At 61.4% G+C, this 21,122-nt stretch carries 19 protein-coding genes and 1 riboswitch; of the genes, 6 read left to right on the plus strand and 13 right to left on the minus strand.

Features of this window, described 5'->3' with window-relative positions:
- Window positions 1-118 precede the first annotated feature (118 nt).
- The 8 genes from AB5Y47_RS15320 to moaA all read right to left on the minus strand — a co-directional run bounded on the left by AB5Y47_RS15320 (window position 119) and on the right by moaA (window position 7,533).
- Entirely contained in the window at window positions 119-709 is a 591-nt protein-coding gene (locus tag AB5Y47_RS15320; protein ID WP_010674159.1) for a cytochrome c3 family protein, read from the minus strand.
- Between the two features lie 11 nt (window positions 710-720).
- Complete coding sequence (locus tag AB5Y47_RS15325; protein WP_041212738.1) at window positions 721-1,176, minus strand: nitrate reductase cytochrome c-type subunit; 456 nt, start codon at window positions 1,174-1,176, stop codon at window positions 721-723.
- A complete protein-coding gene (napH, locus tag AB5Y47_RS15330; RefSeq protein WP_216987563.1) occupies window positions 1,176-2,051 on the minus strand; it encodes a quinol dehydrogenase ferredoxin subunit NapH in 876 nt (291 codons plus the stop codon). Before napH ends, AB5Y47_RS15325 begins: the two co-directional genes overlap by 1 nt.
- Window positions 2,048-2,782, minus strand: coding sequence for a ferredoxin-type protein NapG (gene napG, locus AB5Y47_RS15335; protein WP_368220367.1), 735 nt, complete (start codon window positions 2,780-2,782; stop codon window positions 2,048-2,050). Before napG ends, napH begins: the two co-directional genes overlap by 4 nt.
- Before the next feature lie 16 nt (window positions 2,783-2,798).
- On the minus strand, window positions 2,799-5,288 hold the full coding sequence (gene napA, locus AB5Y47_RS15340; RefSeq protein WP_139737247.1) for a nitrate reductase catalytic subunit NapA: 2,490 nt from the start codon (window positions 5,286-5,288) through the stop codon (window positions 2,799-2,801).
- A gap of 189 nt (window positions 5,289-5,477) precedes the next feature.
- The gene (locus tag AB5Y47_RS15345) at window positions 5,478-5,780 is read right to left on the minus strand and encodes a chaperone NapD (protein ID WP_010674154.1); all 303 of its coding nucleotides are present in this window, start codon (window positions 5,778-5,780) and stop codon (window positions 5,478-5,480) included.
- Window positions 5,777-6,286 (minus strand): ferredoxin-type protein NapF, encoded by a 510-nt coding sequence (napF, locus tag AB5Y47_RS15350; protein WP_010674153.1) that lies wholly within the window; start codon window positions 6,284-6,286, stop codon window positions 5,777-5,779. The genes AB5Y47_RS15345 and napF overlap by 4 nt, the downstream gene beginning before the upstream one ends.
- 251 nt (window positions 6,287-6,537) lie before the next feature.
- Entirely contained in the window at window positions 6,538-7,533 is a 996-nt protein-coding gene (gene moaA, locus AB5Y47_RS15355; protein WP_221366355.1) for a GTP 3',8-cyclase MoaA, read from the minus strand.
- Window positions 7,521-7,660: riboswitch (molybdenum cofactor riboswitch) on the minus strand. It overlaps the preceding gene by 13 nt.
- A 78-nt stretch (window positions 7,661-7,738) precedes the next feature.
- Here moaA and narQ point away from each other — a divergent pair.
- The 4 genes from narQ to AB5Y47_RS15375 all read left to right on the plus strand — a co-directional run bounded on the left by narQ (window position 7,739) and on the right by AB5Y47_RS15375 (window position 11,539).
- Window positions 7,739-9,451, plus strand: coding sequence for a nitrate/nitrite two-component system sensor histidine kinase NarQ (narQ, locus tag AB5Y47_RS15360; RefSeq protein ID WP_010674151.1), 1,713 nt, complete (start codon window positions 7,739-7,741; stop codon window positions 9,449-9,451).
- The gene (gene narL, locus AB5Y47_RS15365) at window positions 9,451-10,089 is read left to right on the plus strand and encodes a two-component system response regulator NarL (RefSeq protein ID WP_039038841.1); all 639 of its coding nucleotides are present in this window, start codon (window positions 9,451-9,453) and stop codon (window positions 10,087-10,089) included. The genes narQ and narL overlap by 1 nt, the downstream gene beginning before the upstream one ends.
- A 146-nt stretch (window positions 10,090-10,235) precedes the next feature.
- The gene (locus AB5Y47_RS15370) at window positions 10,236-10,661 is read left to right on the plus strand and encodes a globin domain-containing protein (protein WP_041215516.1); all 426 of its coding nucleotides are present in this window, start codon (window positions 10,236-10,238) and stop codon (window positions 10,659-10,661) included.
- A 302-nt stretch (window positions 10,662-10,963) separates the two neighbouring features.
- Window positions 10,964-11,539 carry an LON peptidase substrate-binding domain-containing protein gene (locus AB5Y47_RS15375; protein WP_103259830.1) on the plus strand — a complete coding sequence of 192 codons (576 nt, stop codon included), beginning with the start codon at window positions 10,964-10,966 and terminating at the stop codon, window positions 11,537-11,539.
- Between the two features lie 272 nt (window positions 11,540-11,811).
- Here the strand turns inward: AB5Y47_RS15375 and AB5Y47_RS15380 are convergent, their stop codons facing one another.
- Both AB5Y47_RS15380 and AB5Y47_RS15385 read right to left on the minus strand, forming a co-directional pair.
- Window positions 11,812-13,887, minus strand: coding sequence for an ATP-binding protein (locus AB5Y47_RS15380; protein WP_049636343.1), 2,076 nt, complete (start codon window positions 13,885-13,887; stop codon window positions 11,812-11,814).
- An 18-nt stretch (window positions 13,888-13,905) separates the two neighbouring features.
- Window positions 13,906-15,087, minus strand: a complete 1,182-nt coding sequence (locus AB5Y47_RS15385) for an FIST signal transduction protein (RefSeq protein WP_049636344.1) — start codon at window positions 15,085-15,087, stop codon at window positions 13,906-13,908.
- Window positions 15,088-15,200: 113 nt separating this feature from the next.
- On the opposite strand from AB5Y47_RS15385, the gene yvcK reads away from it, so the two are divergent.
- Window positions 15,201-16,124 (plus strand): uridine diphosphate-N-acetylglucosamine-binding protein YvcK, encoded by a 924-nt coding sequence (yvcK, locus tag AB5Y47_RS15390; protein ID WP_029314269.1) that lies wholly within the window; start codon window positions 15,201-15,203, stop codon window positions 16,122-16,124.
- A 12-nt stretch (window positions 16,125-16,136) separates the two neighbouring features.
- Here the strand turns inward: yvcK and AB5Y47_RS15395 are convergent, their stop codons facing one another.
- From AB5Y47_RS15395 to lpcA, 3 genes are all read right to left on the minus strand, one after another.
- Complete coding sequence (locus AB5Y47_RS15395) at window positions 16,137-16,472, minus strand: Hpt domain-containing protein (RefSeq protein WP_010674144.1); 336 nt, start codon at window positions 16,470-16,472, stop codon at window positions 16,137-16,139.
- A gap of 300 nt (window positions 16,473-16,772) precedes the next feature.
- The gene (locus tag AB5Y47_RS15400; RefSeq protein WP_043154215.1) at window positions 16,773-17,570 is read right to left on the minus strand and encodes a class II glutamine amidotransferase; all 798 of its coding nucleotides are present in this window, start codon (window positions 17,568-17,570) and stop codon (window positions 16,773-16,775) included.
- 112 nt (window positions 17,571-17,682) lie between these two features.
- Window positions 17,683-18,261, minus strand: coding sequence for a D-sedoheptulose 7-phosphate isomerase (lpcA, locus tag AB5Y47_RS15405; protein ID WP_049636345.1), 579 nt, complete (start codon window positions 18,259-18,261; stop codon window positions 17,683-17,685).
- 252 nt (window positions 18,262-18,513) lie between these two features.
- Between lpcA and fadE the strand changes: the two genes are divergently transcribed.
- Window positions 18,514-20,970, plus strand: a complete 2,457-nt coding sequence (fadE, locus tag AB5Y47_RS15410) for an acyl-CoA dehydrogenase FadE (protein WP_049636346.1) — start codon at window positions 18,514-18,516, stop codon at window positions 20,968-20,970.
- Window positions 20,971-21,122: the final 152 nt, after the last annotated feature.

Raw genomic sequence — 21,122 nt, forward strand, 5'->3', positions numbered from 1 at the left:
GGCTGGGTCAGCAGACGGCCCTGCTCGCTCAGGGTCACGCAGAAGCCACCACTGGTTACCAAGGTGGCCTCGAGTTCGGCCTTTGGCTTGGGGGCCCGAGGATCCGGCGGCCTTCCCATCAGAAGCCTGGCACCCCTTTCATGTCAGGCAGTTGGTGCGCAATCCCCTTGTGGCAGTCGATGCAGGTGTTGGCCCCGCTTGCCAGGTTGGTGGAGTGCATCTGGGCGGCCCGACGCCCTTGCAGGGAGAAGTCCATGTACTCGAAGTTGTGGCAGTTGCGGCACTCGCGCGAATCCGTCTCCTTCATCCGCTGCCACTCCCGCTCGGCCATCTCCCGCCGGTGGGATTCAAACTTCTCGCGGGTATCCACCTTGCCGGTGATCATGCCCCACAGCTCCTTGGAGGCCTGCACCTTGCGGATGATCTTGTAGGTCCACTCGTGGGGTACGTGGCAATCCGGGCAGCTGGCCCGCACGCCGGAGCGGTTGGCGTAGTGGATGGTGTCGCGGTACTCCACGAACACGTTGTCCTTCATCTCGTGGCAACCGGTGCAGAAGGCCTCGGTGTTGGACGCTTCCATGGCGGTGTTGAACCCGCCCCAGAAGATGACGCCACCGAAGAAGCCCATCAGCAGGATGACCCAGAGGGCCGCCTTCGACGGTGACTTGAAGGTGGTCCACAGACGCTTCACAAAGCCGGGTAATTTCATCTATGGGCTCCTCAGTTCAGCGCTTCAACCGGTTTGAAGGTATTGTTCACCAGCGGCTTGGCGTCCGCTTGCGGCACGTGGCACTGCAGACAGAAGTAGCGGCGTGGAGAGACTTCGCCCAGGGTCATGCCGTCGCGGGTCTCGAAGTGGGTGGGGCTGATCTTGGGGGCCTTCATGGCGCTGGCGTTCTTGAAGCTGTGACAGGCCAGGCACTTGTTGACCTTGTTGTCCACTTCATAGTTGCGGGTGTCGTGGGGGATCAGCGGGGGCTGGTGCATGTACTGGCGATCGTAGAGGTCGCCATCCTTGCGAAAGTTCTTCAGAGGGGCCGCGTCGGCATCCGTTACCAGATCCGTGCTTCCCCGCTCCGACTTGATGCCCCCCGTGCTGTTGGTGATCTCGGGGACGGCCGCCATCAAGGAACCTGCCATCAGACAGGCCAGCATTGCTCCAATCAGCTTCTTCATTATGTGTTCTCCGACGTTTTCTCTGCCTTGACGGCAAAACCTACAGTGATTTCAAAAACTTGCTCCGCGCAGACATCGATGCAACGGCCGCAGTTGGTACACTCCTGAGCCGCAATCAAGGGCCCGTGACCACGCCTGGCACCGTGAACGGGGCCGCGCAGGATGGGACGCTCCGGGCAGACCGCATAACAATCCATGCAGTTGCTGCACCGCTCGCGCCCCGAGGCTGCAATCTTGATGAACCCGACCCGGTTGACCAGGGCATAGAAGGCCCCCACCGGACAGAGGTGGCCGCACCAGCCCCGCTCCACCACAAAAAGGTCGAACAGGAACAGCACCGCCAGCAGGCCCCAGCCCGCCCCCATGCCAAACAGCAGGCCCCGCAGGGTGAGCGACACCGGATTGACCAGCTCCCACACCAGCACGCCGGCGATGGCCGGCGCCACCAGCACCATGGCCAGCAGCCAGTAGCGGGTAGCGCGGTTGAACTGACCATTGCCCTTGAGCCCGAGCCGCCCCCTGAGCCAGGCGGCGGCATCGGTGACCAGGTTGACCGGACAGACCCAGGAGCAGAACACCCGCCCCCCGACCAGCCAGTAACCCGCGAGCACCAGCCCGGCCCCGAGCCACAGGGTGGGGATGGGCCACTGGCCCGCCGCCACCGACTGCAACAGGGTCAGGGGATCCGTGAGGGGCACCGTCTCCAGCAGCAGGGAGCTGGAGAGGTTGCCCTTGAGGATCCAGATGCCCGCGAGCGGCCCCAGCAGGAACAGCCCCAGCACCCCGAACTGGCAAAGCCGGCGCAGCAGCAGGAAGCGGTGGGCACGCCACCACCCCAGCCTGGCCGTGGCCTCGGCCCCTGGATACCGACTCATAGACCCTCCGGTTTGCGGGTCGGCAGGGTGAGCCTGTCGCCGATGAGCGATTTGCCCGCCTTCGCCTTCTCTTCCCAGCCGAGCCGGTAGTGGTGGCCAATCTCTCCCTTGGCGAGCTGGCGAGGCACCACCTTGATGGCCGCCTCCTCCAGCACGCAGGCGTGCTCGCACTTGCCGCAGCCGGTGCAGACATCGCTGTGCACCGTGGGCAGGAACATGGCGTGCTTGCCGGTGCGCGGGTTATGTTGCAGCTCCAGGGTAATGGCCTTGTCGATGAGCGGGCAGACCCGGTAGCAGACGTCGCAGCGCAGCCCCAGGTAGTTGAGGCAGGTCTCGTGATCGATGAGCACCGCCACTCCCATCCGCGCCTGATCGATGTCGGTCATGGCCCTATCCAGCGCCCCGCTCGGGCAGGCCACCACGCAGGGGATGTCGTCACACATCTCGCACGGGACGGCGCGCGCCTTGAAGTAGGGGGTGCCGGTGGTCACGGGTTCAAACAGCCGGGCGAGCTTGAGGGTGTCGTAGGGGCATGCCTCGACGCAGAGCCCGCAGCGCACGCAGGCGCCGAGGAACTCGGCCTCGTCGAGGGCGGCCGGCGGGCGCAGCGCCTGGGCAGGCACGGCCTGCACCTGCTGGCGCGCCATGCCGCCGAGCCCCACACCAAGCAGGCCCACACCGCAGGCCCCCTTGGCCATGTCGGCCAGAAACTGGCGCCGACTACGACTCATCTCGCGCTCCCCCGCCTCAGGCCTTCATGACCTTGACGGCGCACTTCTTGTAATCCGTCTCCTTGGAGAGCGGATCCGTGGCGTCCAGGGTCAGCTTGTTGACCAGCTGGCTTGCATCGAAGAAGGGCATGAACACCAGTCCTTTGGGCGGGCGGTTGCGACCGCGGGTCTCGACCCGGGTCTTCACCTCGCCCCGGCGGGAGGAGACGATCACCTCTTCACCACGGCGCACGCCACGGGCCTTGGCATCTTCCGGGTGCATGAAGAGCACCGCATCCGGGAAGGCGCGATAGAGCTCGGGCACGCGACGGGTCATGGTGCCGGTGTGCCAGTGCTCCAGCACGCGACCGGTGGAGAGCCAGAGATCGAATTCCTTGTCCGGCGACTCTGCGGCGGGCTCATAGGGCAACGCGAAGATCACCGCCTTGCCGTCGGGCTTGCCGTAGAAACGCACCCCCTCCCCCGCTTTCACATAAGGGTCAAACCCTTCGCGGTAGCGCCACAGGGTCTCCTTGCCGTCCACCACAGGCCAGCGCAGGCCGCGGGCTTCGTGATACTGATCGAACGGCGCCAGATCGTGGCCATGGCCGCGACCGAAGGAGGCGTACTCCTCGAACAGCCCCTTCTGGACGTAGAAACCAAAGTGCTCGGCCTCGTCGTTCAGGGCCCCCTTGCTCTGCTCTTTCGGGAACTGGTTCACCTGGCCGTTGGCATAGAGCACGTCGAACAGGGTCTTGCCCTTCACTTCCGGCATCTTGGCAATCAACTCAGCCGGCCACACCTCTTCCACAGTGAAGCGCTTGGAGAATTCCATCAGCTGCCACAGGTCGGACTTGGCCCCTTCCGGTGCCTTCACCTGCTGGTGCCAGAACTGGGTGCGACGTTCGGCGTTGCCATAGGCCCCCTCTTTCTCCACCCACATGGCGGTGGGCAGGATGAGGTCTGCCGCCTGGGCGGTCACGGTCGGATAAGGGTCGGAGACCACGATGAAGTTGGCCGGGTTGCGATAACCGGGCAGCGCCTCTTCGTTCATGTTCGGGCCGGCCTGCATGTTGTTGTTGCACATCACCCAGTAGGCGTTGAGCTTGCCGTCTTTCAGCATGCGGTTTTGCAGCACGGCGTGGTAGCCCACCTGCTCCGGGATGGTGCCTTCCGGCAGCTTCCAGATCTTCTCGGCGATGGCGCGGTGTTTGGGATCCGTGACCACCATGTCCGCCGGCAGACGGTGGGCGAAGGTACCCACTTCACGGGCGGTACCACAGGCGGAGGGCTGGCCGGTCAGGGAGAAGGGGCCGGAGCCCGGCTGGGAGATCTTGCCGGTCAGCAGGTGGATGTTGTAGCAGAGGTTGTTGGCCCAGACACCGCGGGTGTGCTGGTTGAACCCCATGGTCCAGTAGGAGACCACCTTCTTGTCCGGATCCGCATAGATCTGGGCCAGCTTCTCGAGCTTGTCCTTGGGCACGCCGGAGAGCTTGGAGACGGACTCCAGATCGTAATCCGCCACGAACTTGGCGAAGTCCTCGAAGCTCATGGGGGTGGAGTCGCCACTGTCCGGGTTCTTGGCCTTTTGCTGCAGCGGGTTGGTGGGACGCAGGCCGTAGCCGATGTCGGTCACTCCTTTGCGGAACTGGGTGTGCTTGTTGACGAACTCCCAGTTCACCTTGTCGTTCTGGATGATGTAGTTGGCGATGTAGTTGAGGATCGCCAGATCGGTCTGGGGGGTGAACACCAGTCCGTTGTCCGCCAGCTCGAAGCTGCGGTGCTCGAAGGTGGAGAGCACGTGCACCTGCACATCCTGGTGGGACAGACGGCGATCGGAGATGCGCGACCAGAGGATGGGGTGCATCTCGGCCATGTTGGAGCCCCACAGCACGAAGGCGTCGGCCTGCTCGATGTCGTCGTAGCAGCCCATGGGTTCATCCATGCCGAAGGTACGCATGAAGCCCACTACCGCGGAGGCCATGCAGTGACGGGCATTGGGATCCAGGTTGTTGGAGCGCAGGCCTGCCTTCATCAGCTTGGCGGCGGCATAGCCTTCCCAGACGGTCCACTGGCCGGAGCCGAACATGCCGACGGCGGTCGGGCCCTTCTCTTTCAGGGTCGCCTTGAACTTCTCAGCCATGATGTCGAAGGCCTGATCCCAGCTGATGGGGGCGAAGTTGCCGTTCTTGTCGAACTTGCCGTTCGTCATGCGCAGCATGGGCTGGGTCAGGCGATCCTCCCCGTACATGATCTTGGAGAGGAAGTAGCCCTTGATGCAGTTCAGGCCACGGTTGACCGGTGCATCGGGATCCCCCTGGGTCGCCACGACGCGGCCAGCCTGGGAGCCCACCAGCACGGAGCAGCCGGTCCCGCAGAAGCGGCACGGCGCCTTGTCCCAGGTGATGGCGGTCTTGTCGGTACTGGTGATCAGGTTCGCCGCCAGAGTGGGGGCACTGACACCGGCCACGGCAGCGGCTGCCGCCACCGCATTGGCCTTCATAAAGTCGCGTCGACTCAGCTTCATGACATATCCTCGCATTGCTTAATCACATCAATGACAGCCATTGTGACGAGCCGCGCTGGCTCAGCTCCATGGCGCTTTATTCCTTTGCTCTGGGCTTTTCGTTCATCGAACGCAGACAACAGACCCGGCATCCCGTGTATTACCCGTGGCGGTCAGCGAACGACTCTTGCGCTTCTGCCACATGACGCCTTATTCCCCATCTTCGGCGTCCATTTCATCGAACTGGTGGTAGATCAAGGCCGCAGAGAGCACCCCGGGCAACCCCTGAATGGTGTCGATGGCCGCCATGATGGGGCGCTGGCTCGGCCCCTCCAGGGTCACCACCAGCTTGCCCTCCTCGCTGACGGCGTGGATCTCGGCCCCGTCCAGGGTCGCAATCCGCTCTGCCAGGGCGTGGCGCAGATCGGGCTGGGTCAGCACCACCAGGCTGGATACATGGAACTCTTCTCGCGTCATATCACCGTTTTCCAACTTGTTCGTCTCTTGGGTCATCGCGAAGCCTCGCCACGAGACAGACCGATGCTGATGCTGCCCACAGGGCAATCCGCCACGCAGGCCCCGCAGCCATTGCACGACTCGGCATGGATGCTGGGGGTGGGTACGCGCCCCAGCCGGGGGGAAAAGCGGATGGCCTGCTGCTCGCAGCTGTCCTGACAGCGCTGGCAGAACACCTGGGCAGTGGCCAGACAGCCCGCCTCGATATGGGCCACATACTCCCAGGGTGTCTGGGTTGTCGGCCTGAACACCGGCGCCTGGCAGGCGCTGACGCACTCGGTGCAGAAGGTGCACTCGCCGCGGTGAAAATCCACCGTGGGGAAGCCTCCGTCCCCCTTGATCAGGATCTGCTCCGGACAGGCCGCCAGACAGTCGCCGCAGCGGGTGCAGCCGGCCACGAACTCGTCCCAGGAGACGGACCAGGGCAACTGGATCCCGGCCTTGGGGGCGCTCAGGCGTCCCCGAAACAGGCCTCTGCGTGACAAGTTGACCCCGTCGGTCATATCGACTCCTCTTTTCGGGGACGGATGCCCCCGCGCGGATCCCGTGACTGGCATTTTCAATACCAATTATAAGCGTGGGTGTATATTGCGGCCCTGACAAGTCAGGGGATATACCACCAGGGAGATAAACAGGGGGGATTCTTGCGCTGGATCAAACCCTTGGCGCAATTAGACACAGCAGGGGCAAGGTAAATTACCCCTATGTGAGGATTGATAATTAATCGAAGGTTATTTGAAGTGCACGGCGGCTGTCAGCCGCCGATGGAGGCCAGGTGTGGGGTCATGCCTGCATTGCCTTCATGGAGGCGATGGGTGGCGGCCTTGCCGGTCAGCGCCTGGCGAATACGCCATTGCAGCGCCTCCTGCTGGCTGTCATCGGTGAGCAGATCCCGCAGTTCCACCCCGTTGTCGCCAAAGAGACACAGGTGCAGCTTGCCCTTGGAGGAGACCCGCAGCCGGTTGCAACCGACGCAAAAATCCTTGCTGTAGGGCATGATGAGCCCCACCCCGCCCCTCGAGTCCGGGTGCGTGAACACCTGGGCAGGGCCATCATCGAGGCCGCGCAGCTGCTGCACCCAGCCGCTCTCTTGCAGACGCTGCTTGATGAGTTCACCGCTGGTATGGTGATCGCGAAACAGGGCGTCCATCTCGCCGGTCTGCATCAGTTCGATGAAACGAAGCTCGATGGGTTTGTCCCGGATCCAGGCGAGGAATGTCTCGAGCTGATGATCATTGAGCCCCTTGAGCAGCACGGCGTTGATCTTGACCGACCGGAAACCGGCACTCAGGGCGGCGTCTATCCCCGCCATCACCTCCGCCAGCTTGTTCTCGCCGGTGATCTGGTGGAACTGACGGGGATCCAGGCTGTCGACGCTGACGTTCAGGGCCGTCAGCCCCGCATCGAACCACTCGCGGGCACGCTCCTTGAGGCGATACCCGTTGGTGGTCATGGCCACCTTCTCGATGCCGGGGGTATTGGCCACGGTCTCGATGATGGCCGTGAAGTCGCGGCGCAGGGAGGGCTCGCCTCCGGTCAGACGCACCTTGCGCGTCCCCATGGCCGCAAACCCGGAGACGACGCGACGGATCTCCTCCAGGGAGAGGAAGGACTGGCGCCCCTCACCATCTCCTTTCGGCGGCTGATAGCCGTCCGGCAGACAGTAGGTACAGCGGAAATTGCAGACGTCGGTGACCGACAGACGCAAATAGTAAAAGCGACGGGAAAAACCATCTTCAAGTGGCAACATAAACACCTTTCCAAATACGGGAGGCCAGGGCATTTCTTTCCTGACCCTTTCAGCTCGAACATCGGCTGACGGCGATCTCCCCCTATCTCAATGACTTAGGCAAAATCGCTCGGAGTTCATCTAGTTTTTCGATGCTAGCACAACTTGGAGTACACTCCCATGCTACTTTGTGGGGTCTTTGTGGGTGAAAAGGGAGCCGGTCGGCATGGGAAAATGGTTCAGAGTGCAGTCGGTCAGCAGCGCCATCGGTCGCTCCATGGTGCTGATCCTGTTCATGGCCAGCCTGATCGCCGTGGTGGCCATGGTCACCCTCTTCTATTCGGTTCCCGATGCCAAGGCCATCAACCTGTCGGGATCCCTGCGCATGCAGGCCTACCGCATGGCCTATGAAATCGAGAAGGATCAGGTCGTCCTCGGCCGGCTCGCCCAGTTTGAACAGACCCTTCATGCCCCCGAGCTGCAGGAGACCCAGCGCTGGATCACGCCCGCCTCACTGCGCCGCACCTATGGTGAAGTCCTGCTGCAATGGCAAGTGATGCGCGAACACATCGAGAATGCCACCCCCAGCCGTTATACCGACAATACGGAACAGTTCGTCGCCGCCATCGATGACTTCGTCAACCAGATGCAGTACCACGTGGAGTTCAAGGTGCGCATGCTGGCGCTGGCCGAGGGGCTAGGGCTGCTCGCCATCATCACCATCGCCTGGTGCACGGTGCGCTTCACTCGCCAGCAGGTGGTGGCGCCCCTGAATCAGCTGGTCTATTGCGCACGCCAGATCCAGCGTCAGGAATTCGATCTCACCCTGCCCCCTCACTGTGAAAACGAGCTGGGAGAGCTGTCGGGGGCGTTCGCGACCATGGCCGACGAGCTTGGCAAACTCTACCGGGAGCTGGAAAGCAAGGTGGAGGAGAAAACGGCCAAGCTGCAACAGGCCAACGACACCCTCTCCTTCCTCTATTCCACCGCCCAGAAACTGCACGCGGCGCCCCTCAGCCGCCGCACCCTGCAAAAGCTGCTGGAGCGGGCCGCCGCCCACCAGCACATCGAGTACATCCGCCTCACCCGCTTCGAGCACAATGCGATGCCGGTTTACATCACTGGGCGCAAGGGGTGGCCGGGGGATCTGGACGCCGTGGTGAGCTTCTACCTGCAGATGGATGACGAGGAGTACGGCCGGCTCGACTTGATAAGCGACCACCCCATCGACGAGCGGCTGATGAAGAACTTCTCCATGTTGCTGGCCCAGGTGCTGCACAAGGATCAGACCCTGCTGCAGCACCAGCGCCTGCTCCTGATGGAAGAACGCGCCGTCATCGCCCGTGAACTGCACGACTCCCTCGCCCAGGCCCTCTCCTACCTGAAGATCCAGGCCACTCTGCTCAAGCGCTCCTTCGCCAAGGGAGACAGAGCCAAGACCGAGGCAGCCATGGAGCAGATCGACGAGGGACTCAGCAATGCCTATACCCAGTTGCGCGAACTGCTCGGCACCTTCCGCCTCAGCATCGGCGATGCCAACCTGGGTGAAGCCATCGCGGTCATGCTCGAGCAGCTCAAACCCCAGACGCACGCCGACATCAGGCTCCAGTACGGACTGACGGACACCGACCTTGAAGCGGGGCAGCACATCCACATCCTGCAGCTGATCCGTGAGGCAGTGCTCAATGCCATCAAGCATGCCAGCGCGCGGCACATTGACGTTAGCTGTGAGACCCTGGCTGATGGTAACATCCAGGTTCAGATTGCAGACGATGGTGTTGGAATAAGGGGCGCAAGCTCGGCGGTGAATCACTACGGTCTCAGCATCATGAATGAACGCGCCAGCAAATTGCGCGGCCAGTTGACCATCAGTGAACCGCCCTCCGGGGGCACCCGCATACACCTGACCTTTCCCACCAGCCTAACAAGAGACGCCTGATGGACGAGATGAAATACAGTGTTCTGGTCGTGGATGACCATCCCCTGATGCGCAAGGGAATTGTGCAACTGCTGGAGTTGGAAGATAACATCGACGTGGTTGGCGAGGCCTCCAACGGCACCGACGCCGTGGCCATGGCCAAGGAGTCCGAACCGGACCTTATCCTGCTCGACCTCAACATGAAGGGGTTGTCAGGTCTCGATACCCTCAAGGCGCTGCGGGCCGAAGAGGTGACTTCCCGCGTGGTGATCCTGACCGTCTCTGACGCCCGCCAGGATGTGGTTGCCCTGCTCAAGGCAGGCGCGGACGGATATCTGCTCAAGGACACCGAGCCTGACATGCTGCTGGCCCAGCTGGCTGACGTGATGACCGGCAAGCAGATCCTGAGCGAGCCGCTACGTCCCTATCTCGAGAACATCTACGAGCTGGACCACCTGCAGCAGAAGCTGGAGAGCCTGACCCGACGCGAAATGCAGATCATGCGTGAAATCGCCAAGGGGTTGTCCAACAAGCAGGTCGCCTCAGTGCTCCATATCTCCGAGGGAACCGTCAAGGTCCACGTCAAGAGCCTGCTGAAAAAGCTCGAGGCCCAAAGCCGCGTCGAAGCAGCCGTCATGTACCTGGAACAGCGCAACTGAGGTCCCGGCCTCCTGCCAGCAAGGGGTCACCATCCGTGCCTCCTTGCTGGCCCCCTCTCCTTTTCCCCAAATGGCGCGGAACCCGGTGCTCTATTGAGTAGATGGATTATTATTTTCATGACATCGAACGGGAAGGAAACATCGACATGACCTTTGAGCAGATAGAGCTGGTCCAGAAAGCCTGGGGCAGGGTGAGCGCCCTGAACAACAGCTATGTCCAGGAGGTGTATGAAGAGCTGTTCAGATTGTCTCCCGAACTCAGGGCCCTCTTCCCCCCACATCAGGAGCTGCCCGTTGCCAAGGTGTCGGACACCCTGAACACCGTCATCACCAGCCTCTCCCAGCTGGATGCACTGGGTTTCATCATTCGCGATCTCGGCAGGCGTCACCAGCGATTCAACGTTCAACCCCACCAGTTTGCGCTGCTCAAACAGGCGCTGACCCAGGTACTGGCACGGCGTCTCGGCAGTGGTTTTACCCCGGCACTGGCACAGGCCTGGTCGCAGATGTATGACGAAATAGCCGCCCTGATGCTGGACGGCATGACACAGCACACCGAATTGACCACCTGATCCCCTGGCCTTTGCCCCCAATCGCTGAATGGGTCTGTAACAGGCATTTTGCATGAATCAAATTTGCAATATGCGAAAATAGACTCATTCTGCACACGGGGTATGTTCGGCGCCCTAACACCTCACCTGAATCCCTTTTACACTGCCTTGCCTGCATTCGTGATACAAAATCACAATAGATTGATTTTAAATGGATATTAAAAATAACCACGGGAAATGGCTCACCCCTTCGCCACGCCACCTCTCTCTGGCACGGTCACTGCATTGTCACATTCAGCAATGACTGATTAGGAGGATGGAACATGAAACTTCAACAACTGGCACTGTTCCCCTTGCCGTCCCACATTCTGCCCGGCGGCAAGCTCCCCCTTCGCCTGTTCGAGCCGCGCCACCTGCAGATGCTCAAGGAGTCCTTCCTCGAGGATCGTGGCTTTGGCATCGTGATGGAAGAGACCACCAGCACGGGCACCTGCGGACGGATTCTCCCGGTCGGAACCCGCGTCAAGGTGACTGATTTTTATACCCTCAACGACGGTTTGCTCGGGGTCACCGTGCTCGGCCTTGAACGCTTCTGCATCCACGAGATGGAAACGGATAGCGCAGGCCTCAGGCACGCACAGGTCGAGCCGTTGCCCAACTGGCCGAGTGCGGATTCTGATATCAGCGACAACCAGCTGGTCAGCCGATTGAGAGAGGTCTTTGCACAATACCCGGAACTGGATGAGCTCTACCCGGACAAGCAGTTCGACGATGCAGCCTGGCTCTGCCAACGCTGGCTCGAGATCCTGCCCATGCCGATCTATGAAAAACAGATGTTGATTGCCAAACAGAACAGTGAAGCGGCGCGCCAGTTCTTGCGCCGACTGATCGCACAGTGAGTCAAAGAGTGAGTCAACGGTTGGTTTGCAAAACGCGAATTCTCGGCACTGGATTCTTATAATGAAAAAATGAGAATTGCATTTTGCAATCACGGTAGCGATAAATAACACACAATTCAGCTACAGGCCGCAAATAACAGGTTTTGAAAAGTTGGCACGACTTTTTCATATAAAACCGTACAACCCGATTTATCCCGTGCTCTCTTCAGTATTTGCTGAAGAATTGGTCAACCACCAGGTTGACCATTTTTTTTACCCAAAATCGGCCGACATCACCTGCAATGGCGGAGCAGGCAGCTTCGCAGCCTGGCAAGACTGATGGGTTTGGCCAGAAAATCGTTCATGCCCTGGGCAAGGCAGCGGGCCCTGTCCTCCATCATGGCATTGGCCGTCAACGCGACGATGGGCACCTCGCACCCCATGTCCCGCAGGCGCCGGGTCGCCTCCAGCCCATCCATCTGCGGCATCCGCATATCCATCAGGACAAGGTCCGGCTGCTGCTTCGCCACCTGTGCCAGGGCCTCCAGACCATTGCCTGCCAGCCTCACTCTGCACACTAGCTTCTGCAACATCAGGGATACCACCAGCTGATTGACCGGACTGTCTTCCACCACCAGCACATCCAGCTCCAGTCTGGCGCACTCTTCACTGCCGGGGGCGGCGGCCGGAGCACAGGGAGAGGCCATCCCGGGCAGCTCGAACCAGAAGCAGCTTCCCAGCCCAGGCGTGCTCTGCACGCAAATGTCTCCCCCCATCAGCTGCACCAGCCGCCTGCAGATGGCCAGCCCGAGCCCCGAGCCGGAGAAGCGGCGGGTTGCCGAACTGTCGACCTGATAGAAGGGTTCAAACAGCAACGCCTGATCCTCGGTGGAGATGCCGATCCCCGTGTCGCTGACCATGACCCCCAGCTTTTCCTCCTCCCAGGTCAACGCCAGACGCACGCTGCCGACGGAGGTGAACTTGACGGCATTGCCAAGCAGGTTGCCTATCACCTGGGAGAGGCGGACGGCATCCCCTTGAAGGCGTTCAGGGAGCGTCTCATCCAGATGCCAGTGCAGTGTGATGCCCTTGGCACTGGCCTGTGCCTGCAAGGGCTCCACCAGGGCACGGCACAGCTCGGCTGGCTGAAAGGGTTCACAGTGCAGCGTCAGGGTATGTGACTCTATTTTCGAGAAATCGAGCACATCGTCGATGATGGTCTGCAACAGATGCGCAGAGTGGGTGGCATGGCCGATGAGGGTCTGTTGCGGAGTGTCGAGCCGGCCGTGCTGCAGCAGATCCAGCATCCCCAGCACGGCGTTCATGGGAGAGCGGATCTCGTGGGTCATCATGGCGAGGAACTGGGATTTGGCACGGTTGGCCGTCTCGGCATCATCCCGCGCCCGCGCCAGCTCCTGCTCGCGGCGGATCTGGCTGCCTATCTCCCGCGCCGTGCCCCGATAGCCGAGGAAGCGGCCACCGGCATCATGGCAAGGCTCCGCATTGATCTCCATCCAGCAAGGCCCGCCCACCAGCATCACCTGGGCCCGCATTCCCCGCACCGGCAGATGGTGGGCGATCAGGTGCCGGTAGTGGCTCCAGGCCGGGTCCTGCTTGTCGTGGGCAAAATCATAGAGGCTTCTCCCCGTCTGGCGGGCCAGCACCTCTCCCTGATAGCCAGGGGCAGAGACATAGCTGAGCCTGTGCTGGGGATCGGTCTCCCAGAACCAGTCGGAGGCCATGGCGGCAAAACTGCGAAAACGCTGTTCGCTGGCCTGCAGGGCCAGGGTCTTGAGGTCAACCTGTTCTTGCAGGCGAGCCCGATAGGCGATGTTGACCAGGGCCTGGGAGATGAGCGGGCGACAACGCTGCATCGCCGCCTTGCTCTTGAGATCGAAGGTGCCCGCCACGCTGTGCCGGCAGATGAGCACACCGGAAAACCCCGGTCCCTGCAAGCCTGTCATCATGACGCTGGCCCAGCCCGGTGCCCCTGCCAGCGGCGCCAGCTCAGGCAGTTGGGCGGGATCATAGATGACAAGGGTCTCCCCCTCGATGGCCCTGGAGAAGAGCGGTGTCAGCGACCAGGTCCGGCCCACCTCGTCCGGCTGGGTGCTCAGATGGGTGCTGCCCCCCACGGCCTCCCAGGCAACCACGTCCGCCTGTTCGAATCCGATAAAGGGCTTGAGAGCAAGAATGAGACTCTCCAGTACCTGCTCCAGACTCTGGGCCTGTGCCAGGGTCGCCACCCCGCACAGCAGGGCTTGGGACTCCTCCCGATATCTGGCCTCCCGCTCCCGGCAACGCATCAGCTCCACCAGCGTGGTTTGCAGTTTGTCACCCAGGGTTTCGAGTTCGCTATTGCCTATCATCTTGAATCCAGCACAGTGTCAGCTCTCGAGGAAGATTACGCTCGACACCATGAGGTTGCCGTGTGCCAGCTCACCATGGGGTAATCGTCCCTGTTCACCGAAGGTAAAGGGCGTGATGAAGGGGATCTCACCCAGCCTCTGACTGAATTGACTGACGATGTCCCCCAGCCTGTCCCCCAGTGCCAGCCGACAACCGGCACAAAACACCACCAGGGCGCCAAAGGGGCGCATATTGCTCGCCATGCCATATTCAGGCTCGATATTCACCGCATTCAGGCTGCGCTGCAACAACCCTTCCTGGCTGCTGTACATGAGCAGCAGCCGCTCTCCCAGTCGGGTCTCGGTAAAGAGGCGCAGCCCCTCCCGCGCCGTCACCGCCTCGGGATGGGAGAGCTTGTAGTAGGGCAGGTCATCGAGCATGCCGACCTGACGGGCCAGTGGCGAGAGCGTCGTCTCCCTGAGGATGGGGCCCACCGGCCAGGGCGTCGCACGCTCGGTCCAGCGACCATAGACCCGGGCCGCCGGCTCGTGATCGATGGTCAGCACCTCCCGCCCGTCTATCCCGGTAATGATGCCGCGACACTCGGTGGGTACATAGCCTGAATGAAACTGGAACGCCAGTTGGCAATCGGGGTAAAGCACCGCCAACACGCACCCTTGTGATCCCTCCCCTTCGTCCCAGCACAGCTGCCACTGCCCGACCACGCCGTCGTCTGCCGCCGACCCGCCGACGACGGGAACGGTCGCGCCAAACTCGGCGTCGATCCCCGCGAGCACAACCTCCTCCAGCCCCGGGCTGGTGTGCAGCAACACGAGCTGCGGCAGCTCTCCCGGTCGCCCACCATCGGCGATGGCGCGGCGCAGCAATGCCCGCACATCCGGTTGATCCCCCATCTGGCCAGCCACGCCATAGGCCCCCTTGTCATCATAAAGGGCGGCGACCGACAGGCTCCAGCCATGCCGACCATGATGGCCATCCTGGGTCAGGATACCGCCGCAGGAGCTGCAACCGATCAGCCGGGTATCGGGAAAACGTGCCTTGAGCGCACGGCGCAGTTCCGCCGCCTCGTGTGCTTGGGTAAAATAGACCAGCAACAGCGATGGAACATGGGACGACTGGGCATGCAACCGCTCTGTAACTTGTTGGGCGGCCAGTGGGGTCGTCTCGGCAAGCGAGTGAGCCGTCAGGAAGTTCAACATCGTCTCCTAGGGGTACGGGATGCTGGCATCAAGCAAAAATCATACCCTTATCAAACAATTACCTGGCCATGGAGACTAGAATGGTGCTCACTGGCCTCCCACGGGATCACTGCATGTGGCAGAAAAATATCAATGACTTCGACCGGGTTGTCGCCATCGGCGGCGGGCACGGTATGGGCCGGGTGCTCTCTTCCCTGTCGTTCTTGGGATCCCGGCTGACGGGCATCGTCACCACCACGGATGATGGCGGCTCCACCGGACGCCTGCGCAAAAGCCAGGAGTGCATCGCCTGGGGGGATCTGCGCAACTGCCTCAACCAGCTGGTGACCACCCCCAGCATCGGTAGCCAGCTGTTCGAGCACCGCTTTACCGGCCGCGGCGAGCTGGCGGGCCACAACCTCGGCAACCTGATGCTGCTGGCCCTCGACAACCTCTGCGTGCGCCCCCTGGATGCCATCCGGCTCATCAGCGACATGCTGGAAATTGAGCCCAATCTGCTGCCCATGTCCGAGCACCCCACCGATCTGTGCGCCCACACCGTCTGTGGCGATCAGATCCTGGGGGAGGTCTCCATCGATCAGCTCACCACGCCGCCACGGGCCCTGAGCCTGAAACCGGTCGTGCCCGCCACGCGCGAAGCGGTCGAGGCGCTGAGCCAGGCCGACATGATCATCCTGGGGCCGGGCAGCTTCCTCACCTCCATCATGCCTCCTCTGCTGCTGCGCGAGATTGCGGAGGCGATCCGCAGCAGCCGCGCCATCGTCGTGTTCATCAGCAATCTGGTGGACGAAGAGGGTCCGGCAGGCCAGTTGTCACTGTCCAGTCAACATCGTTGGCTGGAAGAGCGGATAGGCAGCGGCCGGATCGATGCCATTCTGGCTCCCGAGGGCCCCCAGGTACCCGAGCTGCAGCACTGCCTCGTTCGGGCCGAGCTGGGTGAAGCGGCCCTCCCCCACCGCCACGACCGCCTCAAGCTGCGGCTGGCACTCGACACCGTGATCCTGAGCAGGCTTGGCGAGCGCGACATGGCGGGCTGATGCCCTTCTGGATCAGTGAAACTGGGCCAGATGGGTGAAGACCTGGGGCAGGGAGTGCTCCAGCTCAGCCAGCAGTCTGCCGGCCTCTTGCTCATCTTCCCGGCGACAGGCGGACTCCAGATCCATCACCTGCTGATAGCTGGGTTTGGCGCCATAGCTGCCACAGGACGATTTCATGCTGTGGGCAAGACGCGCCAGGGCTGACCAGTCCCGCTGCTCAAAAAGCGGTCTTAATTGGGCCAACTGCTCGCCTACCTCTTCGACAAACACCGAGATGACGACCGGCATCATCTCGTGACCGATATCATCTGCCAGTTGTCGCAGCACTTTCTGATCCAGCCACTCCATCTTCTCTTCCCTATGATGGTATTCAAACAGACCACAATATAGCGGACCCACAGCCCCGCTGTCACCCGTCCTTCGGGCATGCCCGTATCGCTCCGGATGCTCTTGCGACACCAGAATGTGAGCAGCTTCAAGTTATCGGTATGTCAGTCAGAATGGAGAGAGATAAAGGTTGTCACAAAATTAACATTAAAGTAACAATGCAACCCATGAGAATGATGCGGCTCAGCAACACCTCTCTCATCCCTTTTTGCCTGTATGGCTGCTGCGAAGAACCAGGGTAGACATCTACCCTGGTATTTTTTATTTCTGGTTCAACAAGTTGGCTGCATTGCCATATTCCAGCTCGCCCAGCCTGAACAGGCAGAACTCCCCGGGCACCATCTTCACCCAATTCTCGTTGCCGGTGAGCGGCCGGGTGGCGATCAGGGTCACCACATCGTTCGGCGTGGTTTCACTCTGAAAGTCGATGGCCACATCCTCATCCAGCAGACGGGCTTCGCCAAAGGGAGCCCTGCGCGTCAACCAGTAAAGGTTGTTGCTGCAATAGGTCATCACGAACTCTCCGTCCGACAGCAGCATGTTGAACACCCCGAGCCCGCGCAGCTCGTCGCACAGGGTCGCGAGGTAACGGAACATGGCGGGGAAATTTGCCGGCCGTTTGGGGTACTTGTGCTCCAGCCTGTCGAGCAGCCAGCAGAAGGCGTGCTCGCTGTCGGTGTCGCCGACCGGACGGTGGCGCCCGGTCGGCAGCTTCTTGTAACCGGTCAACTGGCCATTGTGGGCAAAGGTCCAGTAACGGCCCCACAGTTCGCGGGTAAAGGGGTGGGTGTTTTCCAGGGAGACACACCCCCGGTTCGCCTGCCGGATATGGCTGACCACGGCACGGCTCTTGATGGGCAGTGCCTGGACCAGCTTGGCGATGGGAGACTGGGCACTGGGTTCGGGATCCTTGAAGGTGCGAAAACCCCGCCCCTCATAGAAGGTGATCCCCCAGCCATCCTTGTGGGGACCTGTCTTGCCTCCCCGCAGCATCAGCCCGGTAAAGCTGAAGCAGATGTCGGTCGGCACATTGGCACTCATGCCGAGCAGTTCGCACATATACCATCCACTCCCTGAATATCTTGACTCTGGTTTCGTCAATCAACCGTCACTGCTGGATGAGAGGGCCGGGATGGTCGCCCATCACCCCCTCTCAATCCCGGATCGTTGATTACTTGGCCATCTCTTTTTCAACCAGCTGGATCAGGATGTGGATCACCTTGATGTGCACTTCCTGGATGCGGTCGGCATAACCGAAGTGCGGCACACGGATCTCCACATCGGCCAGACCAGCCATCTTGCCGCCGTCCTTGCCGGTCAGGGCAATCACCTTCATCCCTTTGGCATGGGCCGCCTCGATGGCTTTGAGGATGTTGCCGGAGTTGCCGCTGGTGGAGATGCCGAGCAGCACGTCACCACGGCGGCCGACGGCCTCCACATAGCGGGAGAAGACATAGTCATAGCCAAAGTCGTTGGAGACGCAGGAGAGGTGGCTGGGATCGGAGATGGCGATGCCGGCATAGCCTGGGCGGTTCTCGCGGTACCGACCGGTCAGCTCCTCGGCAAAGTGCATGGCATCGCAGTGGGAGCCGCCGTTGCCGCAGGAGAGTACCTTGCCTTCCTGCTTGAAGGAGTCGGCGAGCAGCTTGGCCGCCGCCTCGATGTTTTTCAGATTTTGCTCATCTGCCAGGAACGCCTGAAGCACGCTGGCAGCTTCGGTCAACTCATTGCGGATCAGTTCTTGGTACATGGTTCTTGAAATCTCGTCGTCCAACATAGGGTGGCGGCATTGTCGCACAAGCCAGTCCAATCGTCGCCCCCCGCCCGCCAAGATGGGGCGGGCAGCGCGTTATGCCGATCACAGAGCCAAGGTAACAGGCTTGTAAACAGCTTGATAAGTTTGTGCGTATGAATTACAACAGGGGCCACATCCAACAGGTCAGACCTCTGGATCAGTTAACGCCAATTTCCCAACCTCGGCAATTCATGCAAGGAGCAAACAATGACGACGACCCTCACTCTGCTCGGGGTGATCCTGGTGATCGGCGCCATGGCCTATCGCCGTGCGTCCCTGTTCACCGCCACGCTTGCCACGGCCGCCGCCCTGGTCGCCGGCACCTTCTATGGCCATGTGCCCCTGCTGGTGTGGGCGCTGTTCGCGGTGATAGCCCTGCCCCTCAATCTGGTGGAGTTTCGCCGCAACCAGCTGACCAAGCCGCTGTTCAAGATCTACAAGTCCATCATGCCGGAGATGTCCCGAACCGAGAAGGAAGCCATCGAAGCGGGGACGACCTGGTGGGAAGCGGATCTGTTTGCCGGCAACCCGGACTGGAAGAAGCTGCACGCCATTCCGGTCAGCACGCTGTCTGCCGAAGAGCAGGCCTTCATGGACGGTCCGGTTGAAGAAGTGTGCCGCATGGTCAACGACTGGGAAGTGACCCACGAGCGTGCCGATCTCTCTCCCGAGGTGTGGCAATACCTGAAGGACAACAAGTTCTTCGCCATGATCATCAAGAAGAAATATGGCGGGCTGGAGTTCTCCGCCTACGCCCAGTCCTGCGTGCTGCAAAAGCTGTGCGGCGCCAGCGCCGTGCTCGCCTCCACCGTCGGCGTTCCCAACTCCTTAGGGCCGGGTGAGCTGCTGCAACACTACGGTACTGACGAGCAGAAGGATTACTATCTGCCCCGTCTGGCTGTCGGCAAGGAGATCCCCTGTTTCGCCCTGACCAGCCCGGAAGCGGGTTCTGATGCGGGCTCGATTCCCGACTTCGGCATCATCTGCAAAGGCGAGTGGGAAGGGGAAGAGGTGCTCGGCATGCGCCTGACCTGGAACAAGCGCTACATTACCCTGGCTCCCATCGCCACCGTACTCGGCCTCGCCTTCAAGCTGCGTGACCCTGACCACCTGCTGGGTGAGGAAGAAGAGCTCGGCATCACCTGCGCCCTCATTCCGACCCACATCAAGGGGGTCGACATCGGCCGTCGCCACTTCCCGCTCAACGTGCCGTTCCAGAACGGCCCGACCCGCGGCAAGGACGTGTTCGTCCCGCTCGACTTCATCATCGGCGGTCCGGCCATGGCCGGTCAGGGCTGGCGCATGCTGGTGGAGTGTCTCTCCGTCGGTCGCGGCATCACCCTGCCCTCCAACAGCACGGGCGGCGTCAAGATGCTGGCCCTGGCCACCGGTGCCTACAGCCGCATCCGTCGCCAGTTCAAGCTGCCGATTGGCAAGATGGAAGGGATTGAAGAGCCGCTGGCACGCCTGGGTGGCAACGCCTACATCATGGGCGCCGCCGCCAAACTGACGGTCACCGGCATCGATCTCGGTGAAAAACCCTCGGTCATCTCCGCCATCGTCAAGTACCACCTCACCGACCGCGCCCAGAAGTGCATCATCGATGCCATGGACATCCATGGCGGCAAGGCCATCTGCATGGGGCCGAACAACTATCTGGCCCGTGGCTATCAGGGGGCGCCCATCGCCGTGACCGTCGAAGGTGCCAATATCCTGACCCGCAGCATGATCATTTACGGTCAGGGAGCCATCCGTTGCCACCCTTACGTGTTGCCGGAGATGCTGGCAGCCAGCCACCCCGACAAAGAGCAGGCGCTGAAAGATTTCGACAAGGCGATGTTCAGCCACGTGGGCTTTGCCATCAGCAACCTGGTGCGCAGCTTCTGGCTGGGGCTGACCGGTGCCCGCTTCGCCGCAGCGCCCTACAAGGATCAGACCAAGGGCTACTATCAGCAGCTCTCTCGCCTCTCCGCCAACCTTGCCTTCCTGTCAGACATGGCGATGGGCACCCTGGGTGGCGAGCTCAAGCGCAAAGAGCGGGTCTCTGCCCGCCTCGGCGATGTGCTGAGCCAGCTCTATCTGGCCTCCAGCGCCCTCAAGCGCTATCAGGATGAAGGACGCCAGCAGGCCGACCTGCCGCTGCTGCACTGGGCACTGCAAGACGCTCTGTTCAAGGCTCAGGAAGCGATCGACGAGTTGCTGCGCAACTTCCCGAATCGCTGGATTGGTCTGGCCCTGCGCGCCATCGTGCTGCCCCTTGGTCGCGACCTGAAGCGTCCCTCCGACAAGCTCGACAGCCAGGTGGCCCGCCTGCTCCAGGTGCCAAGTGCCACTCGCAGCCGTCTGGCCGAGGGCCAATATCTGACGCGCGAGGAGGGCAACCCCTTCGGGCTGCTGGAACAGGCGCTGGACGATGTGCTGACCGCAGAGCCACTGTTTGACAAGGTGTGCAAAGCCGAAGGGAGCAAACGCCCCTTCACCCAGCTCGACAAGGTGGCAGAGGCGGGCCTGAGCCTCGGTGTCATCGACCAGGCCGAAGCGGACCTGCTGCGGCGCGCCGAGGAGAGTCGCCTTCGCACCATCAACGTCGATGACTTCGATCCCGTCGACCTGGTGGCCAACAAGGCACTGTTTGAAGCCTCCGCTTATCACAGGGCAGCTTGATGCCTCTGATGCCAGAACGCCTCCCTTGTGGAGGCGTTTTTCATGAAAGGGCTGGTGGATGGCATCCGATACAAAGAAAGAGAAACCGACTGGATCATATTTTGGATATCAATCCGTTTCCTATATTGAATGAAGCGGTTAAGGTAAGCACA

The organism is Aeromonas sp. R7-2, from assembly GCF_040908105.1.
Classification (GTDB): domain Bacteria; phylum Pseudomonadota; class Gammaproteobacteria; order Enterobacterales; family Aeromonadaceae; genus Aeromonas; species Aeromonas caviae.